This is a genomic window from Serratia sp. X10 (genome assembly GCF_017811775.1).
Classification (GTDB): Bacteria; Pseudomonadota; Gammaproteobacteria; order Enterobacterales; family Enterobacteriaceae; genus Serratia; species Serratia ureilytica.
Window position 1 is genome coordinate 577,824 of record NZ_JAEIOH010000002.1, and the last position, 16,948, is coordinate 594,771.

The window sequence follows — 16,948 nt, forward strand, 5'->3', positions numbered from 1 at the left end:
GGTGTCAGCGCTCCTATATGCATTTGAAGTAGTCGAACGGTTCCCGGCAGTCGCAGCAGCGGTACAGCGCTTTACAGGCGGTGGAGCCGAACTCGCTGATCTTCTCGCTGTGGGTGCTGCCGCAGCGCGGGCAGGCGACCGGGCCGTGGGCGTGCGGCCGATCGCAGGTGTGGCCCTGCGGTGGCGCTACGCCGTATTGCCGCAGCCGCTCGCGGGCGTCGGCGTTCATCCAGTCGGTGGTCCAGGCTGGGCTGAGGCGAATGTCCACCCGCACCGGGCTGAAGCCGGCGGCCGTCAGCCGCTGCTCGATGGCGTTGAGCAAAAATTCGGTGGCCGGGCAGCCGGAATAGGTTGGGGTGAAGGTCACGCGCCAGCCGCTGCCGTCGCGCACCACGTCGCGCACCATGCCCAAATCGGTGATCGACAGCACCGGCAGCTCGGGATCGCTGATCTGCTGCAGGCAGTGCCAAATCTGCGGGATTTCGGCGGGTTGCAAACGAGTGACGTTCATCGCGGCCTCCTACCACTGACTGTTTGGATAGGCGCGCTGCAGGAACTGCATCTCCGCCAGCAGCGGGCCGAGGTGTTCGCTGTGCTGACCTTGCTTGCCGCCGTGACGGAACGCCTGCTCGGCAGGCAGCGTCAACGTCGCCTGGCGCAGCGTTTCTTCCACCAGCGTCTGCCAGGGGGCCTGCAGCTCACGCGGATCGACGGCGATGCCTTGTTCTGCCAACGTCAGCTCCAGCGCGTCGGCATGGAACAGTTCGGCGGTGAAACGCCACAGGTTATCCAGTGACTGCTGGATCTTGCGGTGGCTGATATCGTTGCCGTCACCGAGGCGGATCATCCAGCCGCGGCTGAATCGCAGGTGGTAATCGGCCTCCTTCAACGATTTGGCGGCGATGGCGGCGATCTGCGCATTGCGGCTGCGGCTTAGCGCCTGGTGCAACTGCACGTGGTAGGCATCGAGCAGAAACTGGCGCACCAGCGTGTCGTTGAAACCGCCGTTCGGCTGTTCCGCCAGCAGCAGGTTATGGAACTGGCGCTCGTCGCGGCCAAAGGCCAGGCTGTCTTCGCTGCAGGACGGGCCGGCCAGTTCGGCGGCGTAGCCCAGGAAGTGGCGCGCCTGGCCGAGCAGATCGAGTCCGATGTTGGCCAACGCCAGATCGATTTCCAGCTCGGGCGCGTGGCCGCACCAGGCGCACAGGCGCTGGGCGAGGATCAAAGGCGTGTCGCCCTGGCGAAGCAAATAGCTGATGCGCGGATCGTTAACCGTCATGGTCGCCTCTACATGTTCTTGATGCCGTCGGGGATGGTGTAAAACGTCGGATGACGGTAGATCTTGTCTTCGGACGGATCGAAGAACGCGCCGCGATCTTCCGGCTGCGAGGCGATCAGATGGCGGGATTGCACCACCCAAATCGAGCAGCCTTCGTTGCGGCGCGTATAGGCGTCGCGGGCGTTTTCCAGCGCCATTTGGTCGTCGGCGGCGTGCAGGCTGCCGACGTGGCGATGCGCCAACCCTTGTTTGCTGCGGATAAACACTTCATACAGCGGCCATTCAACGTGGCTCATGATCTCGGTTCCTTATGTTGGCTATGCGGCGGAAGCGGCGTTTTTCGCGGCGTGGGCCATGGCGCCGTCGCGCACCCAGGCGCCGTCTTCCCAGGCGCGGCGTTTGGCCTGCAGGCGTTCGTGGTTGCATTGGCCGCGTCCTTTGATCACTTCATGCAGTTCGCTCCAGTCGATCTCGCCGAAGCGATAGTGGCCGGCGGCCTCGTCCCAGGTAAGACTCGGATCCGGCGCCGTCATGCCCAGCGCCTCAAGCTGCGGCACGGTGTTGTCGACGAACTTTTGCCGCAGTTCATCGTTGCTGTGGCGTTTGATTTTCCACGCCATGCTCTGGGCGCTGTGAGGGGAGTCGGCGTCGCTCGGGCCGAACATCATCAGCACCGGCCACCAGAAGCGATCGATGGCGTCCTGCAACATCGCGCGCTGCGCATCGCTGCCGTGGGCCATCGCCATCACCGCCTCGTAGCCCTGGCGCTGGTGGAAGCTTTCCTCTTTGCAGATCTTCACCATCGCCCGCGCGTAGGGGCCGTAGGACGCGCGGCACAGCGCCACCTGGTTGACGATGGCGGCGCCGTCGACCAGCCAGCCGATCACGCCGATATCCGCCCAGTTGAGCGTGGGGTAATTGAAGATTGAGGAGTACTTCATTTTGCCGTCGAGCATCTTTTGGTAGATGTCCTGGCGCGAACAGCCGAGGGTTTCGGCGGCGCTGTAGAGGTACAGGCCGTGGCCGGCCTCATCCTGCACTTTGGCCAGCAGCACCGCCTTGCGGCGCAGCGTGGGGGCGCGCGTCAACCAGTTGGCTTCCGGCAGCATGCCGATGACTTCCGAATGGGCGTGTTGGCCGATCTGCCGAATCAGGTTCTGACGGTAAGCGTCCGGCATCCAGTCTTTGGCTTCGATAGCGATATCCGCCGCGATCTTGGCGTCGAAATGCTGCTGATACTGTGCTTCAGTTGTCATGCTTGCCTCTTGGTGATTCGTATTTTTCACATTGAATATAAAAATGTGAATCACTTTAACTAACCATAAGGCTACAAACTGATAACAAAAAGATCAAACGAGATTTATGTGGTTTTGCGAGCTCAATCACAGGGTTTGCAGTTAATTTATTGATTTAATTTAATAATTAAAGCGTTCAACTCCGCATTAATGGCAAGATGAGTGGCTTGGCGGTGCGTTTTGTTCTCTTTTTGTTAAAATTTGGCTTGGCGTAAACTGGCATTTATATGATACGTAATTAAGCTGTATGGTGAAAATTTATGAATTTTGGAGGGCACATGCAGCAGTTACACAGTTATCTTTCTGGCGCCTGGGTGTATGGGCAGGGAGAGGGCCGCGAGATCCGCCACGCCGTGACCGGCGAGGCGCTGTACCAGGTCTGCTCCTACGGCCTGCCGTTAGCGGCGAGCCTGAGCTATGCCCGCCGCCACGGCGGCCCGGCGCTGGCGCAAATGACGTTCCAGCAGCGCGCCCAGATGCTCAAAGCGGTGGCGAAACACCTGCTGGCGCACAAAGAGGCGCTGTATCAGATTTCCTATCAAACCGGGGCGACGCGCAGCGACGGCTGGGTCGATATCGAAGGCGGCATCGCCACGCTGTTCGCCTATGCCGGCATGGCCGGCCGCGATCTGCCGGATGATACCCTGTGGCCGGAGGATGAGCTGATCCCGTTGTCGAAACAGGCGCAGTTCGCCGCTCGCCACGTATTGACCTCGCGCCCGGGCGTGGCGCTGCATATTAACGCCTTCAACTTCCCTTGCTGGGGCATGCTGGAAAAACTGGCGCCGACCTGGCTGGCGGGCATGCCGGCTATCATCAAGCCGGCCACCGCCACCGCGCAGCTGACGCAGGCGATGGTCAGGCTGATCGTCGACAGCGGGCTGGTGCCGGAAGGGGCGCTGCAGTTGGTATGCGGTGGCGTCGGCGACATGTTTGCGCACCTGGATTATCAGGATGCAGTGACGTTCACCGGTTCGGCGCAGACCGGGCAGCGGCTGCGCGCGCACCCGCGGCTGTTGGAGAAATCGATCGCCTTCACCATGGAGGCGGATTCGCTCAACTGCTGCGTGCTGGCGGAAGACGTAACGCCGGAGATGCCGGAGTTTGCGCTGTTTATCAAAGAGGTGTGCCGTGAAATGACCGCCAAGGCGGGGCAGAAATGCACGGCGATCCGCCGCATCATCGTGCCGGCGGCGCAGGTGATTGCGGTGCGTCAGGCCTTGTTGCAGCGCCTGGCTGGGGTGACGGTGGGCGACCCGCAGCTGGAGCAGGTGCGCATGGGGGCGTTGGTCAGCCACGAGCAGCGTGATGATGTGCAAAGCAAGGTGGAGTTCCTGCTGCGCAACGGCTGCGAGCCGCTGTGCGGCGCGGCGCTGGATACGCTGGAAATCCTGGGCGACGGCGCGCGCGGCGGGGCGTTTTATCCGCCGACCTTGCTGTATTGCGCCGATCCGTTCACCCATCAGGCGGTGCACGGCACTGAGGCCTTCGGCCCTGTGGCGACGCTGATGCCGTATGCGGATACCGAGCAGGCGATCGCGCTGGCGTTGCTGGGGCAGGGCAGCCTGGCGGGATCGCTGGTGACCGCCGACCCGGAGCTGGCCAAGCGCTTCATTCGCGCGGCTGCCTGCGCCCACGGCCGCATGTTGATTCTGGATGAGCAGGCGGCGGCAGAATCTACCGGCCACGGTTCGCCGCTGCCGATGTTGGTGCACGGCGGCCCGGGGCGCGCGGGCGGCGGGGAAGAGCTGGGCGGATTGCGTGCGGTGAAGCACTACATGCAGCGCACGGCGATCCAGGGCAGCCCGGCGATGCTGGCGGCCATCGGCGGCGAATGGGTGCGCGGCGCGCCGGTCGCCGAGCACCCGGTACATCCGTTCCGGAAATACTTCGAGCAGCTGCAGCTGGGCGACAGCCTGTTGACCGCGCGCCGTACCGTGACCGAAGCGGATATCGTCAACTTCGCCTGCCTGAGCGGCGATCATTTCTACGCGCACATGGACAAGATCGGCGCCGCCGATTCGCTGTTCGGCGAGCGGGTGGCGCACGGTTACTTTGTGGTGTCCGCCGCGGCCGGGCTGTTTGTCGATGCCGCCGTCGGGCCGGTGATCGCCAACTACGGCATGGAGAATCTGCGCTTTATCGAACCGGTGAAGATCGGCGACACCATTCAGGTGCGGTTGACCTGCAAGAAGAAGATCCGCAAGCCGCAGAAAACCGCCGAAGATCGGCCGCACGGCGTGGTGGTGTGGGATGTGCAAGTATTGAATCAGGAACAGCAGCCGGTGGCGCTGTACAGCATCCTGACGTTGGTGGCGCGCCAACAGGGGGACTTCGAGGCGTGATGCGCGCTTGCCGCCGCCGGAGCTGCCGGCGGCGGCAATCTATTCAGATCAGCGGCTGACCGCGCAGCTGTTCCAGCACTTTCAGCGGCGAGCGCTGCGGATCCTGCATCTTGTTCACCGGCAGCAAGAAGGTCTGTTCCAGCATAAACTGGCCGCCCATCGCGGCGTGCGGCGTTTGATCCGAGAAGCAAATCCAGCTGCTGCCCGGCGGAAACGCCAGCGCCAGCTGCGGCCCCTGTTGTTGATAATCGCCGTCGGCCTTCATGGCGTCATGCAACTGCAGCATCAGGTGGTCATAATGGCTGCGGCGGGTTTTGGTGATGCGTACCCGGTGCTGCAGCCAGCTGCTGAAGGCGGAGTAGCGCGCCAGACGCGGCATGAAGCGTTGCGCCAGCTCAGGGAACGGTTCGCCGACGCGCCATTGGCGATGTTCACCGTGCGGATTGATGTTGGTGAAAATGCGCAGAATGCGTTCGCCGTAGTTCGGGCGCGACGGGAAAGCGTCGACGTGCAGCCGGCTGTCGTCTTTGCGCCAGGAGCTGCTTGCGCGCCAGGCCGAAACCGGATGCAAACGCAGGCTGCCGGTCGGATGGTGCAGCGCCTCCTGATACTCGGGCAACAGCCCGGCGATCAGCTGGCGGCAAGATTGGTAATAACGTTCCAGCAGTTGCTGAACCTGCTGCCGGCGCTCCGCGACGGCGACGCCGGTCAGCTTGCCGGACAGCGGTTGATAGCTGATGTTTTTGCGCTTCGGATCGACCAGCGCCGGATCCAGCAGCGGCATTTCCTGCTCAGACAGGGTGAAGGCCAGTTCGGGCAGAAACAGCACCTTGCCCTGTTCCAGCTCGCTGACCGCGCTGGATGCTTCCGCTGCCGCCCATTGTCGCAACGGCAGCGTCAGGACGGCCTGTTCACGCATAATATCGCCAGTAGGCATGAGATCTCCTCGCAAATCTATATCGCTTTATTCCCGCCTTTCAGGTTGCCGCGTGGTTGGCTGCACTGGCTTGCGCCGTGGCTGGCTGGAGCGACGCCAAAAGTCTTTGCGTCGGTCGCCCAAATGCAACGTGAAATTTATGGGTTCTATTATGGATGTATCAGCAGGGCGCAGTGCGCCGAAGCGTGCGATGGCTTCCTGATATATAGAATAGTCCTGATAAGGGTATCACCGGCAATGCCAATGAAAAGTAAACGGAGGCTAAACGAGGCTCGGCGTAGGCACGAATAATCAAAAATGGCACGAATTGTCCGCTGAATAGCGCATTTTTTATCTTATTGAATTGTAATGGAAATAAATATGCTGCTTATTTATTGGCGTTATTTCATTCCGAGAGCGGGGCAAATTGGGGAAATAATGTTTCGGCGGGAAATTATTTCATTTTTGTCGTGGGAATAAATCGGGCCGCCCAATTTTGGTGGCCCGATGAGTGATTAAGCGCCGTAAATGCAGTTTTTGCCTTTTTTCTTGGCCTGATACAGCGCGCTGTCCGCCTCATTGATAAAGCTGATCGGCGTATCGTTATACATATGCGGCACTTTGGCGCAGATGCCGATGCTGATGGTGACGATGCCGTGCGGGTTGCCCTGATGCGGGATCTTCAGATCGCGCACCGCCTGGATGACGCGTTCGGCGAAAATCAGCGCGCCCTGCACGTCGGTATCCGGCAGGATAATCCCCATCTCTTCGCCGCCGTAGCGCGCCAGAATATCGTTGCTGCGGCACGCCAACCCTTTCAGCGTCTGGCCGATCTGCTGCAGGCACTGGTCGCCGGCGACGTGGCCGTAGCTGTCGTTGTACTGCTTGAAGTAGTCGATATCCAGCATCAGCAGCGCTACGCTGCGGTAGTTGCGCGAGGCGCGCGCCAGCTCGTTCTTCAGCGCGATATCAAACTGGCGGCGGTTGGCCAGGCCGGTCAGGCTGTCCAGCAGCGCCAGTTCTTCCAGCATTTGGTTGATGCTGGTCAGCTGATCGCGGGTGCGCATCAGCTCGGCTTCGGTTTGCATGCTGTGTTTGATTTGCCGCAGCAGCACCGCGCCCATCGCCAGCAGGATCATCAGCAGAGAGAGGCCGCCGGCGGCGAACAGGCCGGCGTCGGTGCGCCAGTCCGCCAGCGCGTCGCGTTTCGACAGCCCGGCGGCGATCACCAGCGGAAAGCGGTTGACCCGCGAATAGCCGTAGATGCGCTCCACTTTGTCGTACAGCGAGGTGATGGTGGCGTTGCCGAATTCCGAATGCGGCAATATTTCGCTGAACAACACGCCTTTGGCGATATTTTTACCGATCGAGGCCGCCGAGTAAGGGCGGCGGTAGAGGATGGTGCCGTCCGCCAGCAGCAGATTTAGCGAGGCGTCGGTGTTGAGGGCGAAACTGTCGTAAAACTGGCGAAAATAATCGACGTACAGCGTCGCCAGCACCACGCCGCCAAAGCTGCCGTCCGGGTTGTTGAAGCGCCGCGAAACGGGGATGATCAGATCGCCGGTGGTGCGGCTGCGGATCACCTCGCCGATGTACAGACCGCCGCCATCGCGGTTTTGGTGATATTTGAAGTAATCGCGATCGGCGTTGTTGGCGTTCTTGATGAATTTGCCCGAGGACGTCGCCAGCCAGCGGCCGCTCGCATCGTAGATAAACATCCCATGCAGCTGCGGCAGGTTGCCGACTTGCGTTTGCATCACCCGTTGCAGCCGGGTCAATTGCGAGGGCCCCAGTCCGTCATTCTGGAGACGTTCGGTCAGATCGAGCAGATTGCCGTCTACCTGCATGAAGGTATCGTCGGCATGCTGCGCCAGCGAACGGGCGAGGTTGGCGGATTCATGCTCGGCGCTGCGCAGATCGCGCTGGTGCGCGTTCCAGATTTGCCAGCTGTTAAAGAGGATCAGCGTGGCGGCAACGATGATGACAAACACGCCGGCCTGAAATAATAATGGGGAGCTTTTAACGCTGCGCGGCGGCACGGCATCCTGTATGGGTTGCTGCTGAGTCATGTCACCCTTGTGGTTTGATTACTATTCAATTTGAGTTAAGAGCAATCTTATATTTTATGCATAAATGCGCCAGACCTCTAGCCCTTAACGTGGTGAGAGGGAGAAAGGCGCATCGCACCCCGCCTTTGCGGCGGCGTGAGCGCGAAGGAGTAACGGAGCCATGTCGGATTACATCATTATCGCTTTACTGACGCTGGCGGTGTATTACCCCCTCACGCTGGGGGCGCTGGCGGTGATGATGTTCTTCGCCTGGCGGCGGCGCCGGTCGCCTTACTGGCGGTTGGGGCTGGCGCTGTTGACGGTGTTGTTCGCGCTGTTCGCCAAAGCGGCGCATGACTGGCACCGCTACAGCTAGCGGCGCCATGCGGGGTTATTCGACGTTGATCATCCAGTTGACGCCGAATTTGTCGGTCAGCATGCCGAAGCCTTTGGCCCAGAAGGTGGCTTGATAAGGCATCGTCACCTGGCCGCCCTGCGCCAGATTATCGAACAGTTTGCGTCCTTGTTCCGCGTCGCTGGGGTTCAGCGACAGCGAGAAGCCTTTGTGGGAAGCGCCGCCGCTGTCATCCTGCGGACAGCCGTCGGAGGCCATCAGCACGCCGTCGCCAATCAGCAGACGCGCATGCATGATCGCTTCAGGATTGACGTCCTGCGGCCCGCCTTGGCGGGCTTCTTCGGGCATGTCTTTGAAGCGCATGACCATTTCAATTTTGGCATTCAACTGCTGTACATAGAAGTTAATCGCTTGCTCACAGTTACCGCTGAAGAACAAATAGGGTTGTACCAGCATGACATTGACCTCGGTTGTGGCCCGACAGGCAACGACCGGCCCTCGGGCGGGAAGAAATGATTGCTGGCGGCAATAATTGCCGTCGGTGACTTATTAGTGTAGTCCCCCTGACGTAGAATGCTCGTGCGAGGTGAGCGCCTTCGCCGCCGGCAGGGCGGGCGAAGGCGCGAAGGCGATTAATACAGCGAAGGTTCGCCGGGTGGGCGGGTTTTAAAGCGGCGGTGTAGCCACATGTATTGATCGGACGCCAGCAGCACCTGTTCTTCCACCACGCGGTTCATCATGGCCGCCGCGCGCGTTTCATCGTCCAGCGGGAAGTCCGTCAGCGGCGGCTGCACGATCAGCTCGTAGCCGCGGGCATTCGGCAGGCGGCGCGGCACGAATGGCACGATCGACGGCCGCCCCATGCGCGCCAGGATATAGGTGCCGGTCGTCGTGGCGGCGTTTTCCACGGCGAAGAACGGCGCGAACACGCTGCTTTGCGGGCCGTAATCGTGGTCCGGCGCGTACCACAGGATTTCACCCTGCTTCAGGTTGCGGATCATGCCTTTGATATCTTTACGATCGATCATGAATTTATTCGAGCGCAGCCGGCCCCAGGTCTGCACCCATTCCATCAGCTTGTTATTGTGCGGGCGGTGTACGCCGATGCCGGGGTTTTGCATGCCGAAGATGCGCGCGCCCAGCTCCAGAGTGAGGAAATGCAGGCCGATCAGCAGCACGCCTTTCCCGTCCTGACGCGCCAACTGCATGTTTTCCATGCCGCTCACCTTAAACCAACGGGCGATGCGCCAGTCAGGCCAGAACCAGGCCATGCCGACTTCGAACAGGCCCATGCCGACGGACTCAAAATTTTTGACAATCAGCGCCTCTCGTTCGGCGGCGGGCATCTCAGGGAAACAGAGTTGTAAATTACGGCGCGCTATTTTTACCCGGCGTTTCATCAGGGGCATGGCGATTCTGCCAAGGCCGTGTCCAAGCCGATAAATGAGCGGGTAGGGCAATAACACCAATAGATAGAGTATTCCTAGCCCTATCCACAGCAACCAATAACGAGGGCGCAAGAATTCGCGCTCAAAGCGTTGGTTTGAAATCATTTTTTCTGTTCTTCCTTTAGTTTCGCAATGGGACCTTAACCCAAATTGTTATGTGCGAAATGATAGAGCATTTTTTGTGAGGCCGGGTTTTCCATTCATGCTTTTTTTTACGCTTTATTTAAGCGCAGACGGAAAACGGAACGAAATGAGATTTTTACCGAGGGAAGGGCGGATATTCACCGCTATTTCAACCGGCTGGCGATATTGAAAAATAAGGACACAATTCAGCGCATCGCAAAAGTGACAACTGCTATGTAACCTTAGTGAAACAGCAACGCGGCGGAACCGTCCCAAACGGCAGCCAGCGCATATAGCAGCGCGAGAATCAGGACAAAAGGGGCATTGAACATCGGCGTTTCCTCCAGGAGGCTGTGTTTAAAGTTTAGTCTGCCCAGATGACAATGGGATGAAATGCGATCGCTTTTGAAGCGGTGAAATTCAGACGGACGGAAATGGGTAAACCGCTGATTTTTTACTATAGTCATAGTGTGATGTTGTGCGTTTGTCGCCGCACGCTGCGTCTTGAACGGCTGTGGGCAGAGTGTCCCGAGCAAGATCGCGGAACGGGCGGCGCCGGACGTGAAACAGGTGACGAAGTTCTCAGAGGGCGGGTCTGTAAGGATTTGACATGTCATATGAAAATGACGATCTAAGCGGTGTTGAGCAACCGAGCGACTACGTTAAAACCACCGCCTGCGAAGTGCGCAGCGGCGTAAAGGCAGCGCTCGAGCAATCATGTGCCTGCATCAAGGATAACCCTTGGGCAGGGGTAGGCGCCGGCGCCGTCGTGGGCCTGGTAATAGGGTTTCTGTTAGGCAAAAGGTAAGAGGGAGAGTAAAGATGGGCATCATTTCCTGGATCATTTTTGGTTTAATCGCCGGTATCCTGGCTAAATGGATTATGCCGGGCAAAGACGGCGGCGGATTTATTATGACCGTGGTACTGGGGGTCGTGGGCGCCGTGGTCGGCGGCTATATCAGCACCTTCTTCGGTATGGGGCGCGTTGATGGTTTTAACCTGGGCAGCTTCGTGGTGGCGGTCATCGGTGCCCTGGTGGTGCTTTTTGTCTACAGGAAGATCAAAGGCTAAGCAGCCGTTGCTCAACAGGGTCGCCGCGGCGGCCCTTTTTCGTGAAATCAATCCGGCTGTGCGGCGCGGGCCGCAGCGGCTGAAAGGGGAATATCATGGGTCTGTTCGATAGCGTATTGGGTAACATTCTGGGCGGCGGCGCCAACGGCAAAGGCATCGACTACATCGCCATTATGCAGTGGGTCGAGCAACAAGGCGGCCTGCAGGCTATTTTGGACAAGTTCCGCCAGGGGCAGTTCGGCGACATCGTCGGTTCCTGGCTCGGCAATGGCGAAAACCAGCCGATTACCGGCGATCACGTGCAGCAGGCGTTGGGCAGCGATGCGATCAATCAACTGGCTGAAAAGCTGGGCGTCGATCCGGCCCAGGCGTCCAGCACCATTGCACAGTTCTTGCCGACGGTAGCGGATGCCGCTTCGCCAAACGGTGAAGTGCAGCAAGACAGCAATGAACTGGGCGACATGGTCGGCAAACTGTTCAAATAATGATTATGCTCCCGGCGTCTGGCCGGGGGCATTCACTCCGCTAATTCCCTCGATCGCCGTCAACGCCTGTTGCAAATGCGCCACCCAGGCGCGCACTTTCTGCGGAATAAAACGTAAAGCGGGATAGACCGCATGCAGCGCCATGGGCGGGTAGCGGTATTCCGGCAAGACGGGAACCAGCGCCCCCGTCGCCAGCTGTTCGCCGATCAACGGCCGCTGCGCGCCACCGATGCCGGCTCCGGCCTCGATGGCCGCCAGCAGCGATAAGGTATTATTGGCGCGAAACGTGGGCCGCAGCGCGACCATCTCGGCGCCGTGGGGGCCGAGCAGGGTGAGCGTATCGCCATCGTTTAGGCCGCTGTAGCGAATGTGCGCATGTTTCACCAGATCCGCCGGCGAACGAGGGGCGCCATGCCTGGTCAGATAGGCCGGCGACGCGACCAGCAGGCGTTGCAGCTCACCCAACCGTTTCGCCACCATGCCGGGCGCGTGCAATTCACCGAAGCGCAGCGCCACGTCGATACCTTCGCCGATGACGTCGGCGCGGCGATCGTCCAGCAGCAGCTCGATGGTGAGATCCGGGTGACGCTTTTGGAACGCGATGGCCAAAGGGGTGATATGCCGTTGCCCGAATCCGGTCGGCGCATGCAGGCGCAAATTGCCCTGCAGCTGGTGGTGCTGGCCGTGCAACGCCTCTTCCGCTTCGTCGACCGCCGCCATAATCGGTTTGAGGCGCTGATAGTAATCATTGCCGGCCTCCGTCAGGGTGACCGCCCGCGTGCTGCGAAACAGCAGCTGCGCCCCCAAATGCTGTTCCAGACCGGCGATTTGCTGACTGACCGCCGGCTGCGTCAAACGCAGATCGCGCGCGGCGGCCGACAGGCTGCCCAGCTCCGCCACCCGCATAAAGGTTTTCATTGCGTTCAGCTTATCCATGTCGATTTTGCCTATAGATATTTCTTATTAGTGTTAGTGGAAACCCTCATCTACCGCAAGTATCGCTAATCAATAACACTCAGGGTATCGATAATCCGAGGGGTGACAAAATGAACGCAAAGCGACAGGCGCTAGTGATCGGTGCCAATGGCGTGATTGGGCGCCGATTGATTGAGGAGCTGATTGACCAAGGTTGGCAAGTGGTGGGCGTCTCGCGCCGGGGCGGCGAACCGGCGTCAGGGGTGCGCCACCTGCAGGTTGACCTGCTGGATGCGGCGACGACGCGGGACGCGCTGCGGCCGCTGAGCGCGATTAGCCACGTTTTCTATGCCGCCTATCAGGATGCTCCGGATTGGGCGGGGCTGGTGGCGCCGAACCTGCAAATGTTGCAACACGTTGTCGAAGGGCTGGAGCCGATTGCGCCGGCGTTGGAACATATCAGCCTGATGCAGGGCTATAAAGTTTATGGCGCGCATTTGGGGCCGTTTAAAACGCCGGCGCGTGAAAGCGATGCCGGGCATATGCCGCCGGAGTTTAACGTGGCGCAGCAGCAGTATCTGGAGCAGCGCCAAACAGGCAAGCGCTGGCGTTGGAGCGCCATTCGCCCGAGCGTCGTGGGGGGCTTCTCGCTCGGCAACCCGATGAATCTGGCGTTAAGCATCGCGGTTTACGCCTCGATCAGTAAAGCGCTCGGGCTGCCGCTGCGCTTTCCCGGGAAGCCGGGCGCTTACCACAGCCTTTTGGAAATGACCGACGCCGGACTGCTGGCGCGCGCCACGCTCTGGGCGGCGACCGAACCTGCGGCAGCCAATCAGGCGTTTAACATCAACAACGGCGATCTGTTTCGCTGGAGCGAAATGTGGCCGAAAATCGCCGCGTACTTCGGGCTGGAATGTGCGCCGCCGTTGCCGATGACGCTGGAAAACATGATGGCGGACAAAGCGCCGCTGTGGCGCGAGCTGGCGCAACGGCACTCTTTGACCGAGCCCGATTATCGGGCGGTGGCCGGCTGGCGTTTCGCCGATTTCGTCTTTTCCTGGGACTACGACATGTTCGCGGACGGCAGCAAGGCGCGGCGTTTCGGTTTCCATCAGTTTGTCGAAACCGAAGCCATGTTTTTCTCGCTGTTCGATGCATTCCGCCGTCGCCGCATCATTCCCTGAATGCGGCATAAATTTCCCCGCAGCCCCGCTGCGGGGAAAGGCCTCAGAACGTCAGCATGATTTTGCCGATGTGCTCGCTGGATTCCATCAGCGCATGCGCGGCGGCCGCCTGCTCAAGCGGGAAGGTTTTAAAGATTTGCGGTTTCAGCACGCCGCGCTCCAGCAGTGGCCAAACTTTCTCGTGCAACTCGGCGGCAATCTGCGCTTTGTCCGCGACGCTGCGCGAACGCAGCGTCGAACCGGTATGGGTCAAGCGTTTCAAGAGCAGCGGCATCAGGTTGAGCTCTTTTACCACGCCGTTTTGCGTGCCGATTTGCACGATACGGCCTTCCATCGCTGCGGCCTGATAGTTCTTGGCCACATAGTCGCCGGCGATCAGATCGACGATCACGTCGGCGCCTTTGCCGTTTGTGGCGTCTTTGGTGCGGGCGACAAAGTCTTCGTTGCGGTAATTAATCGCCACTTCGGCGCCCAGCGCCAGGCTCGCCTGACGCTTCTCTTCTGAACCGACGGTGGTGATCACCTGGGCGCAGAAGGCTTTCGCCAGCATGGTGGCGACCGTGCCGATACCCGAGGTACCGCCGTGGATCAACACGGTCTCGCCGGCTTTGAGGTGACCGCGCTGGAACACGTTGACCCAGACGGTAAAGAAGGTTTCCGGCAGCGCGGCGGCCTCGGTCAGGCTCAGGCCCGCCGGAACCGGCAGCGCATTGCTTTCATGCACGGCGCAGTATTGCGCATAGCCACCGCCGGCGATGAGGGCGCAAACCCGATCGCCGATCGCGAAGCGGGTCACGCCTTCACCGATGGCCACCACTTCGCCGGCAATTTCGAGGCCGGGAATATCCGAGGCGCCGGGCGGTGGCGCATAGTTCCCCTGACGTTGCAGCACGTCGGGGCGGTTAACGCCGGCGGCGGCGATTTTCACCAGAAGTTGGCCCGCTTGCGGAACCGGCACCGGACGTTCGGCGACGACCAGAACCTCGGGGGCGCCGGGTTGGCTGATCTCAATCGCTTTCATCGTGTCGGGCAGCGGTGCATTCGTTGACATGGTTACTCTCCTCATCGTGGCGGACGCGGTTATCAGGTGGCGCGTCCACAATAAAGTCTGCTGTTAGCTTAGCGAAATCGAATGAGGTGCGCGTGGTCGAATAGAGCGGTTTTGCGAGGAAGAGGAGGAGACGCCGCCGCGATGGGCGGCTGGGCATCAATCGTTAGGGGGGATGCGGAACCCTTTCAATGAAACGATAAAGTGTTCTTTTCCTTTGGAGATCTTGGCGCCTTTATCGCACCACAGGCTGGCAAGCTGGAAGAAATCGTCGCTGCCGATGTCGTAAGCCAGTTCGATTTTCTTGGCTGTGCCGGCGCGGATGAGCTTTTCTGCTTCCTGGTGGTTTGCAGCTTTAATTATGGTCATGAGCGAAATCCTTGGTGTTAAGCCAGAACGGATAATCGCTAATCATCATATGGCCATATTGTGACAGTTTTGTGATGAAAGGATGACGGTAACCGCAGGCGCGGCGTGCGGCGTGCCGCGCCTTTGCGGTGAAAATGCGTTGTCGGTTACCGATCGTGCGGGCGGACGAATGCGCTTTTCTTCTGAGATTTGAAGTGTTTATAGAGCGCATAGCCCGCAATGCCGGCCAAGACGGCCAGGAGGGCAAGAGATCCTGTGGCCATGAACATCACCTCCGAATAAGAATGGCAAGGAGGCGTATTTGTGACATTCATCACTTTGCAGGGCAATGAGACCAATCTGTAATCGGAAGGGCGTGATGCGAGAAGGGCAAAAAAAAAGCGCCTATAGGGAGGCGCATAAAGATTTGCAACACAGCTTGTCATGTTCAACACCAGGAGGAGTGGTGAACTGACGCCATTCTAAGCGGCCGTGATTGCGGGAGGTATAGGCATTACTCCGAAAGCGTCATTACCACTCATAGCCTAACTGAATGTTGTAATCGGGATCCTGGTTGGTGGAATAAGGATCGGATTGGCGGCGGCGATCGGTTTTCTTCACCGGGCCGTCATACGCGGGATAAGGTTTGGTGCGTGGCTTGCTGCAGCCCGGATGATCGCACTCGATGTCGACGCGAAAACCGTTTTTATCTCGCGCCTCTGCCCAAGTGATCGGTGGTTTCTCGGCCTTGGACGCGGGCCCAGGCGACGCCGGCGGCTTGGGCGCGGGGGCGACGCTGGGATCGGGGGCTTGATAATTCAGCTCCAGCGCGCCAAGCGGGGCGCTGTAAGCGGCAAAGGCCAGCAGGGCGGCGGCGCTGGCGGCCGGTAATGTGAGCCATCTCGGCATGGTGGATCTCCCTGGATGATTACGCCGGGCAACTATAAAACAGTAAAACGAGAATTACTATCATTTGCCTGCGGCGTAATGGGGATTCAGCTGGCGATCCCGTAGGCAGACGGGGTCAAATCCTGTGCGTTTAGCCGAGATTAACGCCCCTGCACGGCGAAAAAGGTTGCTATTGCCGCTCGCTCGTGAGTTAATGATGTCGGCCTGTGGTACAGACCTATTTATGCACGACATTTTGAGTAAAGTAGTTCAAATTTAAAGCGTTATCCCGGATAGCCCTTCTCTGACGAATTTCCTTTCCAGTGCCTCCATAAGTAACTGATGACCGGCTATCTCGCCCATGGCGGCTAACATTATTATTGAAGGAAATTAGACATGTCCAACATGATCAAAGGTCAAGTGAAGTGGTTCAACGAAGCTAAAGGTTTTGGTTTCATCACCCCAGCAGACGGCAGCAAAGACGTATTCGTACACTTCTCTGCTATCCAGGATCAAGGCTTCAAGACCCTGGCTGAAGGCCAGAACGTACAGTTCTCTATCGAGAACGGCGCGAAAGGTCCATCTGCGGCTAACGTTACCGCTATCTAATTGGCGTCTACCGCTGATTGAATAAAACCCGCCGAGGCGGGTTTTTTTATGCCTGCAATTTGACGGCGCATAAAAAAAAGCCCGCAAGTCTGCGGGCAAAAGTTCCTTGTTACTTCTTCATTTGCAAGCGCTTCTCTGGGGGGGAAACGCCTGAAGACAGGTTACGCGAGGCCGGCTTAAGATTCTGCGGTCAAACCGTTAAGAAAGTGAAAATCCAGGCGGCTGCTACGCTGATAGCAGAGACCGGCAGGGCTGGGGCGGTGTCCTTCACCCGGGGTTTTGTAATACACTGATGCCAATCGCAAAGAATGGGGAAGGGTATGCAGGTTAACGATCGAGTGACGGTAAAAACAGATGGCGGCCCACGGCGCGAAGGCGTCATTCTGGCCGTAGAGGTCTTCAACGAAGGTACCATGTATCTGGTGTCTCTTGAGGACTACCCGGCGGGCGTGTGGTTTTTTAATGAAATCGACAGCCGTGACGGCACTTTTGTGGAGCCTTGCCGCGCGCCCGGGCAGTAACTTCGAACAATCTCATTAATTTGCTAACGAAACTGTCTATTTTGAGATTATTTCAATGCGGTAAGAATTT

The 16,948-nt window shown here is 59.1% G+C and carries 20 protein-coding genes; 8 read left to right on the plus strand and 12 right to left on the minus strand.

The genetic code is table 11. From position 1 onward, the window contains the following. Positions 1 to 13 precede the first annotated feature (13 nt). From paaD to paaA, 4 genes are read right to left on the minus strand one after another with little or no spacing between them, the layout of a single operon-like run. On the minus strand, positions 14 to 511 hold the full coding sequence (gene paaD / locus J9788_RS08110) for a 1,2-phenylacetyl-CoA epoxidase subunit PaaD (RefSeq protein WP_033643609.1): 498 nt from the start codon (positions 509 to 511) through the stop codon (positions 14 to 16). Positions 512 to 520: 9 nt separating this feature from the next. Continuing rightward, positions 521 to 1,279, minus strand: a complete 759-nt coding sequence (gene paaC, locus J9788_RS08115) for a 1,2-phenylacetyl-CoA epoxidase subunit PaaC (protein ID WP_182264236.1) — start codon at positions 1,277 to 1,279, stop codon at positions 521 to 523. A gap of 8 nt (positions 1,280 to 1,287) precedes the next feature. After that, positions 1,288 to 1,575, minus strand: coding sequence for a 1,2-phenylacetyl-CoA epoxidase subunit PaaB (gene paaB, locus J9788_RS08120; protein WP_004935173.1), 288 nt, complete (start codon positions 1,573 to 1,575; stop codon positions 1,288 to 1,290). A gap of 21 nt (positions 1,576 to 1,596) precedes the next feature. Further along, positions 1,597 to 2,535 (minus strand): 1,2-phenylacetyl-CoA epoxidase subunit PaaA, encoded by a 939-nt coding sequence (paaA, locus tag J9788_RS08125; RefSeq protein WP_046896534.1) that lies wholly within the window; start codon positions 2,533 to 2,535, stop codon positions 1,597 to 1,599. A 317-nt stretch (positions 2,536 to 2,852) separates the two neighbouring features. On the opposite strand from paaA, the gene paaZ reads away from it, so the two are divergent. Then, the gene (paaZ, locus tag J9788_RS08130) at positions 2,853 to 4,919 is read left to right on the plus strand and encodes a phenylacetic acid degradation bifunctional protein PaaZ (RefSeq protein WP_182264237.1); all 2,067 of its coding nucleotides are present in this window, start codon (positions 2,853 to 2,855) and stop codon (positions 4,917 to 4,919) included. A gap of 43 nt (positions 4,920 to 4,962) precedes the next feature. On the opposite strand, the gene J9788_RS08135 is transcribed toward paaZ, so the two are convergent. After that, positions 4,963 to 5,856 carry a Kdo hydroxylase family protein gene (locus tag J9788_RS08135; RefSeq protein ID WP_033650811.1) on the minus strand — a complete coding sequence of 298 codons (894 nt, stop codon included), beginning with the start codon at positions 5,854 to 5,856 and terminating at the stop codon, positions 4,963 to 4,965. A gap of 494 nt (positions 5,857 to 6,350) precedes the next feature. Further along, on the minus strand, positions 6,351 to 7,904 hold the full coding sequence (locus J9788_RS08140; RefSeq protein ID WP_033650812.1) for a sensor domain-containing diguanylate cyclase: 1,554 nt from the start codon (positions 7,902 to 7,904) through the stop codon (positions 6,351 to 6,353). A 160-nt stretch (positions 7,905 to 8,064) separates the two neighbouring features. Between J9788_RS08140 and J9788_RS08145 the strand changes: the two genes are divergently transcribed. Continuing rightward, positions 8,065 to 8,259 carry a hypothetical protein gene (locus J9788_RS08145; protein ID WP_182264238.1) on the plus strand — a complete coding sequence of 65 codons (195 nt, stop codon included), beginning with the start codon at positions 8,065 to 8,067 and terminating at the stop codon, positions 8,257 to 8,259. 15 nt (positions 8,260 to 8,274) lie between these two features. Here the strand turns inward: J9788_RS08145 and yjdN are convergent, their stop codons facing one another. After that, positions 8,275 to 8,694 (minus strand): VOC family metalloprotein YjdN, encoded by a 420-nt coding sequence (gene yjdN / locus J9788_RS08150; protein ID WP_046687369.1) that lies wholly within the window; start codon positions 8,692 to 8,694, stop codon positions 8,275 to 8,277. A gap of 176 nt (positions 8,695 to 8,870) precedes the next feature. Continuing rightward, the gene (locus tag J9788_RS08155; protein WP_182264239.1) at positions 8,871 to 9,791 is read right to left on the minus strand and encodes a Kdo(2)-lipid IV(A) acyltransferase; all 921 of its coding nucleotides are present in this window, start codon (positions 9,789 to 9,791) and stop codon (positions 8,871 to 8,873) included. 628 nt (positions 9,792 to 10,419) lie between these two features. On the opposite strand from J9788_RS08155, the gene J9788_RS08160 reads away from it, so the two are divergent. The 3 genes from J9788_RS08160 (at position 10,420) to J9788_RS08170 (ending at position 11,365) form a co-directional block, all read left to right on the plus strand. Next, positions 10,420 to 10,617 (plus strand): DUF883 family protein, encoded by a 198-nt coding sequence (locus J9788_RS08160; protein ID WP_046896538.1) that lies wholly within the window; start codon positions 10,420 to 10,422, stop codon positions 10,615 to 10,617. A 14-nt stretch (positions 10,618 to 10,631) separates the two neighbouring features. Then, positions 10,632 to 10,880 carry a GlsB/YeaQ/YmgE family stress response membrane protein gene (locus J9788_RS08165; protein WP_019453501.1) on the plus strand — a complete coding sequence of 83 codons (249 nt, stop codon included), beginning with the start codon at positions 10,632 to 10,634 and terminating at the stop codon, positions 10,878 to 10,880. A gap of 95 nt (positions 10,881 to 10,975) precedes the next feature. Further along, positions 10,976 to 11,365: a YidB family protein gene (locus tag J9788_RS08170; protein ID WP_019453502.1), complete on the plus strand. Its 390-nt coding sequence runs from the start codon at positions 10,976 to 10,978 to the stop codon at positions 11,363 to 11,365. Between the two features lie 3 nt (positions 11,366 to 11,368). On the opposite strand, the gene J9788_RS08175 is transcribed toward J9788_RS08170, so the two are convergent. Beyond that, complete coding sequence (locus J9788_RS08175; protein WP_046896539.1) at positions 11,369 to 12,301, minus strand: LysR family transcriptional regulator; 933 nt, start codon at positions 12,299 to 12,301, stop codon at positions 11,369 to 11,371. Between the two features lie 110 nt (positions 12,302 to 12,411). Between J9788_RS08175 and J9788_RS08180 the strand changes: the two genes are divergently transcribed. Continuing rightward, positions 12,412 to 13,464: an SDR family oxidoreductase gene (locus J9788_RS08180; RefSeq protein WP_046896540.1), complete on the plus strand. Its 1,053-nt coding sequence runs from the start codon at positions 12,412 to 12,414 to the stop codon at positions 13,462 to 13,464. Positions 13,465 to 13,507: 43 nt separating this feature from the next. Here J9788_RS08180 and J9788_RS08185 read toward each other — a convergent pair whose 3' ends face one another. From J9788_RS08185 to J9788_RS08195, 3 genes are all read right to left on the minus strand, one after another. Next, complete coding sequence (locus tag J9788_RS08185) at positions 13,508 to 14,515, minus strand: NAD(P)H-quinone oxidoreductase (RefSeq protein ID WP_182264240.1); 1,008 nt, start codon at positions 14,513 to 14,515, stop codon at positions 13,508 to 13,510. A gap of 156 nt (positions 14,516 to 14,671) precedes the next feature. Then, positions 14,672 to 14,881, minus strand: a complete 210-nt coding sequence (locus J9788_RS08190) for a hypothetical protein (protein WP_004935132.1) — start codon at positions 14,879 to 14,881, stop codon at positions 14,672 to 14,674. A 510-nt stretch (positions 14,882 to 15,391) separates the two neighbouring features. Continuing rightward, positions 15,392 to 15,769, minus strand: a complete 378-nt coding sequence (locus J9788_RS08195) for a hypothetical protein (RefSeq protein WP_182264241.1) — start codon at positions 15,767 to 15,769, stop codon at positions 15,392 to 15,394. A 375-nt stretch (positions 15,770 to 16,144) separates the two neighbouring features. Here J9788_RS08195 and cspE point away from each other — a divergent pair, with 375 nt between their 5' ends. Together cspE and dsrB are read left to right on the plus strand one after the other, a co-directional pair. Continuing rightward, positions 16,145 to 16,357: a transcription antiterminator/RNA stability regulator CspE gene (cspE, locus tag J9788_RS08200; protein ID WP_004935122.1), complete on the plus strand. Its 213-nt coding sequence runs from the start codon at positions 16,145 to 16,147 to the stop codon at positions 16,355 to 16,357. Between the two features lie 320 nt (positions 16,358 to 16,677). Next, complete coding sequence (dsrB, locus tag J9788_RS08205) at positions 16,678 to 16,878, plus strand: protein DsrB (RefSeq protein WP_046896542.1); 201 nt, start codon at positions 16,678 to 16,680, stop codon at positions 16,876 to 16,878. Positions 16,879 to 16,948 lie beyond the last annotated feature (70 nt).

Coding starts and splice junctions, on each gene's coding strand:
- J9788_RS08185 (WP_182264240.1), bottom strand. CDS start 14,515: ATGTCAACGAATGCACCGCTGCCCGACACGATGAAAGCGATTGAGATC.
- paaB (WP_004935173.1), bottom strand. CDS start 1,575: ATGAGCCACGTTGAATGGCCGCTGTATGAAGTGTTTATCCGCAGCAAA.
- J9788_RS08135 (WP_033650811.1), bottom strand. CDS start 5,856: ATGCCTACTGGCGATATTATGCGTGAACAGGCCGTCCTGACGCTGCCG.
- J9788_RS08195 (WP_182264241.1), bottom strand. CDS start 15,769: ATGCCGAGATGGCTCACATTACCGGCCGCCAGCGCCGCCGCCCTGCTG.
- J9788_RS08180 (WP_046896540.1), top strand. CDS start 12,412: ATGAACGCAAAGCGACAGGCGCTAGTGATCGGTGCCAATGGCGTGATT.
- paaA (WP_046896534.1), bottom strand. CDS start 2,535: ATGACAACTGAAGCACAGTATCAGCAGCATTTCGACGCCAAGATCGCG.
- dsrB (WP_046896542.1), top strand. CDS start 16,678: ATGCAGGTTAACGATCGAGTGACGGTAAAAACAGATGGCGGCCCACGG.
- J9788_RS08175 (WP_046896539.1), bottom strand. CDS start 12,301: ATGGATAAGCTGAACGCAATGAAAACCTTTATGCGGGTGGCGGAGCTG.
- J9788_RS08160 (WP_046896538.1), top strand. CDS start 10,420: ATGTCATATGAAAATGACGATCTAAGCGGTGTTGAGCAACCGAGCGAC.
- paaC (WP_182264236.1), bottom strand. CDS start 1,279: ATGACGGTTAACGATCCGCGCATCAGCTATTTGCTTCGCCAGGGCGAC.
- J9788_RS08155 (WP_182264239.1), bottom strand. CDS start 9,791: ATGATTTCAAACCAACGCTTTGAGCGCGAATTCTTGCGCCCTCGTTAT.
- J9788_RS08170 (WP_019453502.1), top strand. CDS start 10,976: ATGGGTCTGTTCGATAGCGTATTGGGTAACATTCTGGGCGGCGGCGCC.
- yjdN (WP_046687369.1), bottom strand. CDS start 8,694: ATGCTGGTACAACCCTATTTGTTCTTCAGCGGTAACTGTGAGCAAGCG.
- paaZ (WP_182264237.1), top strand. CDS start 2,853: ATGCAGCAGTTACACAGTTATCTTTCTGGCGCCTGGGTGTATGGGCAG.
- paaD (WP_033643609.1), bottom strand. CDS start 511: ATGAACGTCACTCGTTTGCAACCCGCCGAAATCCCGCAGATTTGGCAC.
- cspE (WP_004935122.1), top strand. CDS start 16,145: ATGTCCAACATGATCAAAGGTCAAGTGAAGTGGTTCAACGAAGCTAAA.
- J9788_RS08145 (WP_182264238.1), top strand. CDS start 8,065: ATGTCGGATTACATCATTATCGCTTTACTGACGCTGGCGGTGTATTAC.
- J9788_RS08165 (WP_019453501.1), top strand. CDS start 10,632: ATGGGCATCATTTCCTGGATCATTTTTGGTTTAATCGCCGGTATCCTG.
- J9788_RS08140 (WP_033650812.1), bottom strand. CDS start 7,904: ATGACTCAGCAGCAACCCATACAGGATGCCGTGCCGCCGCGCAGCGTT.
- J9788_RS08190 (WP_004935132.1), bottom strand. CDS start 14,881: ATGACCATAATTAAAGCTGCAAACCACCAGGAAGCAGAAAAGCTCATC.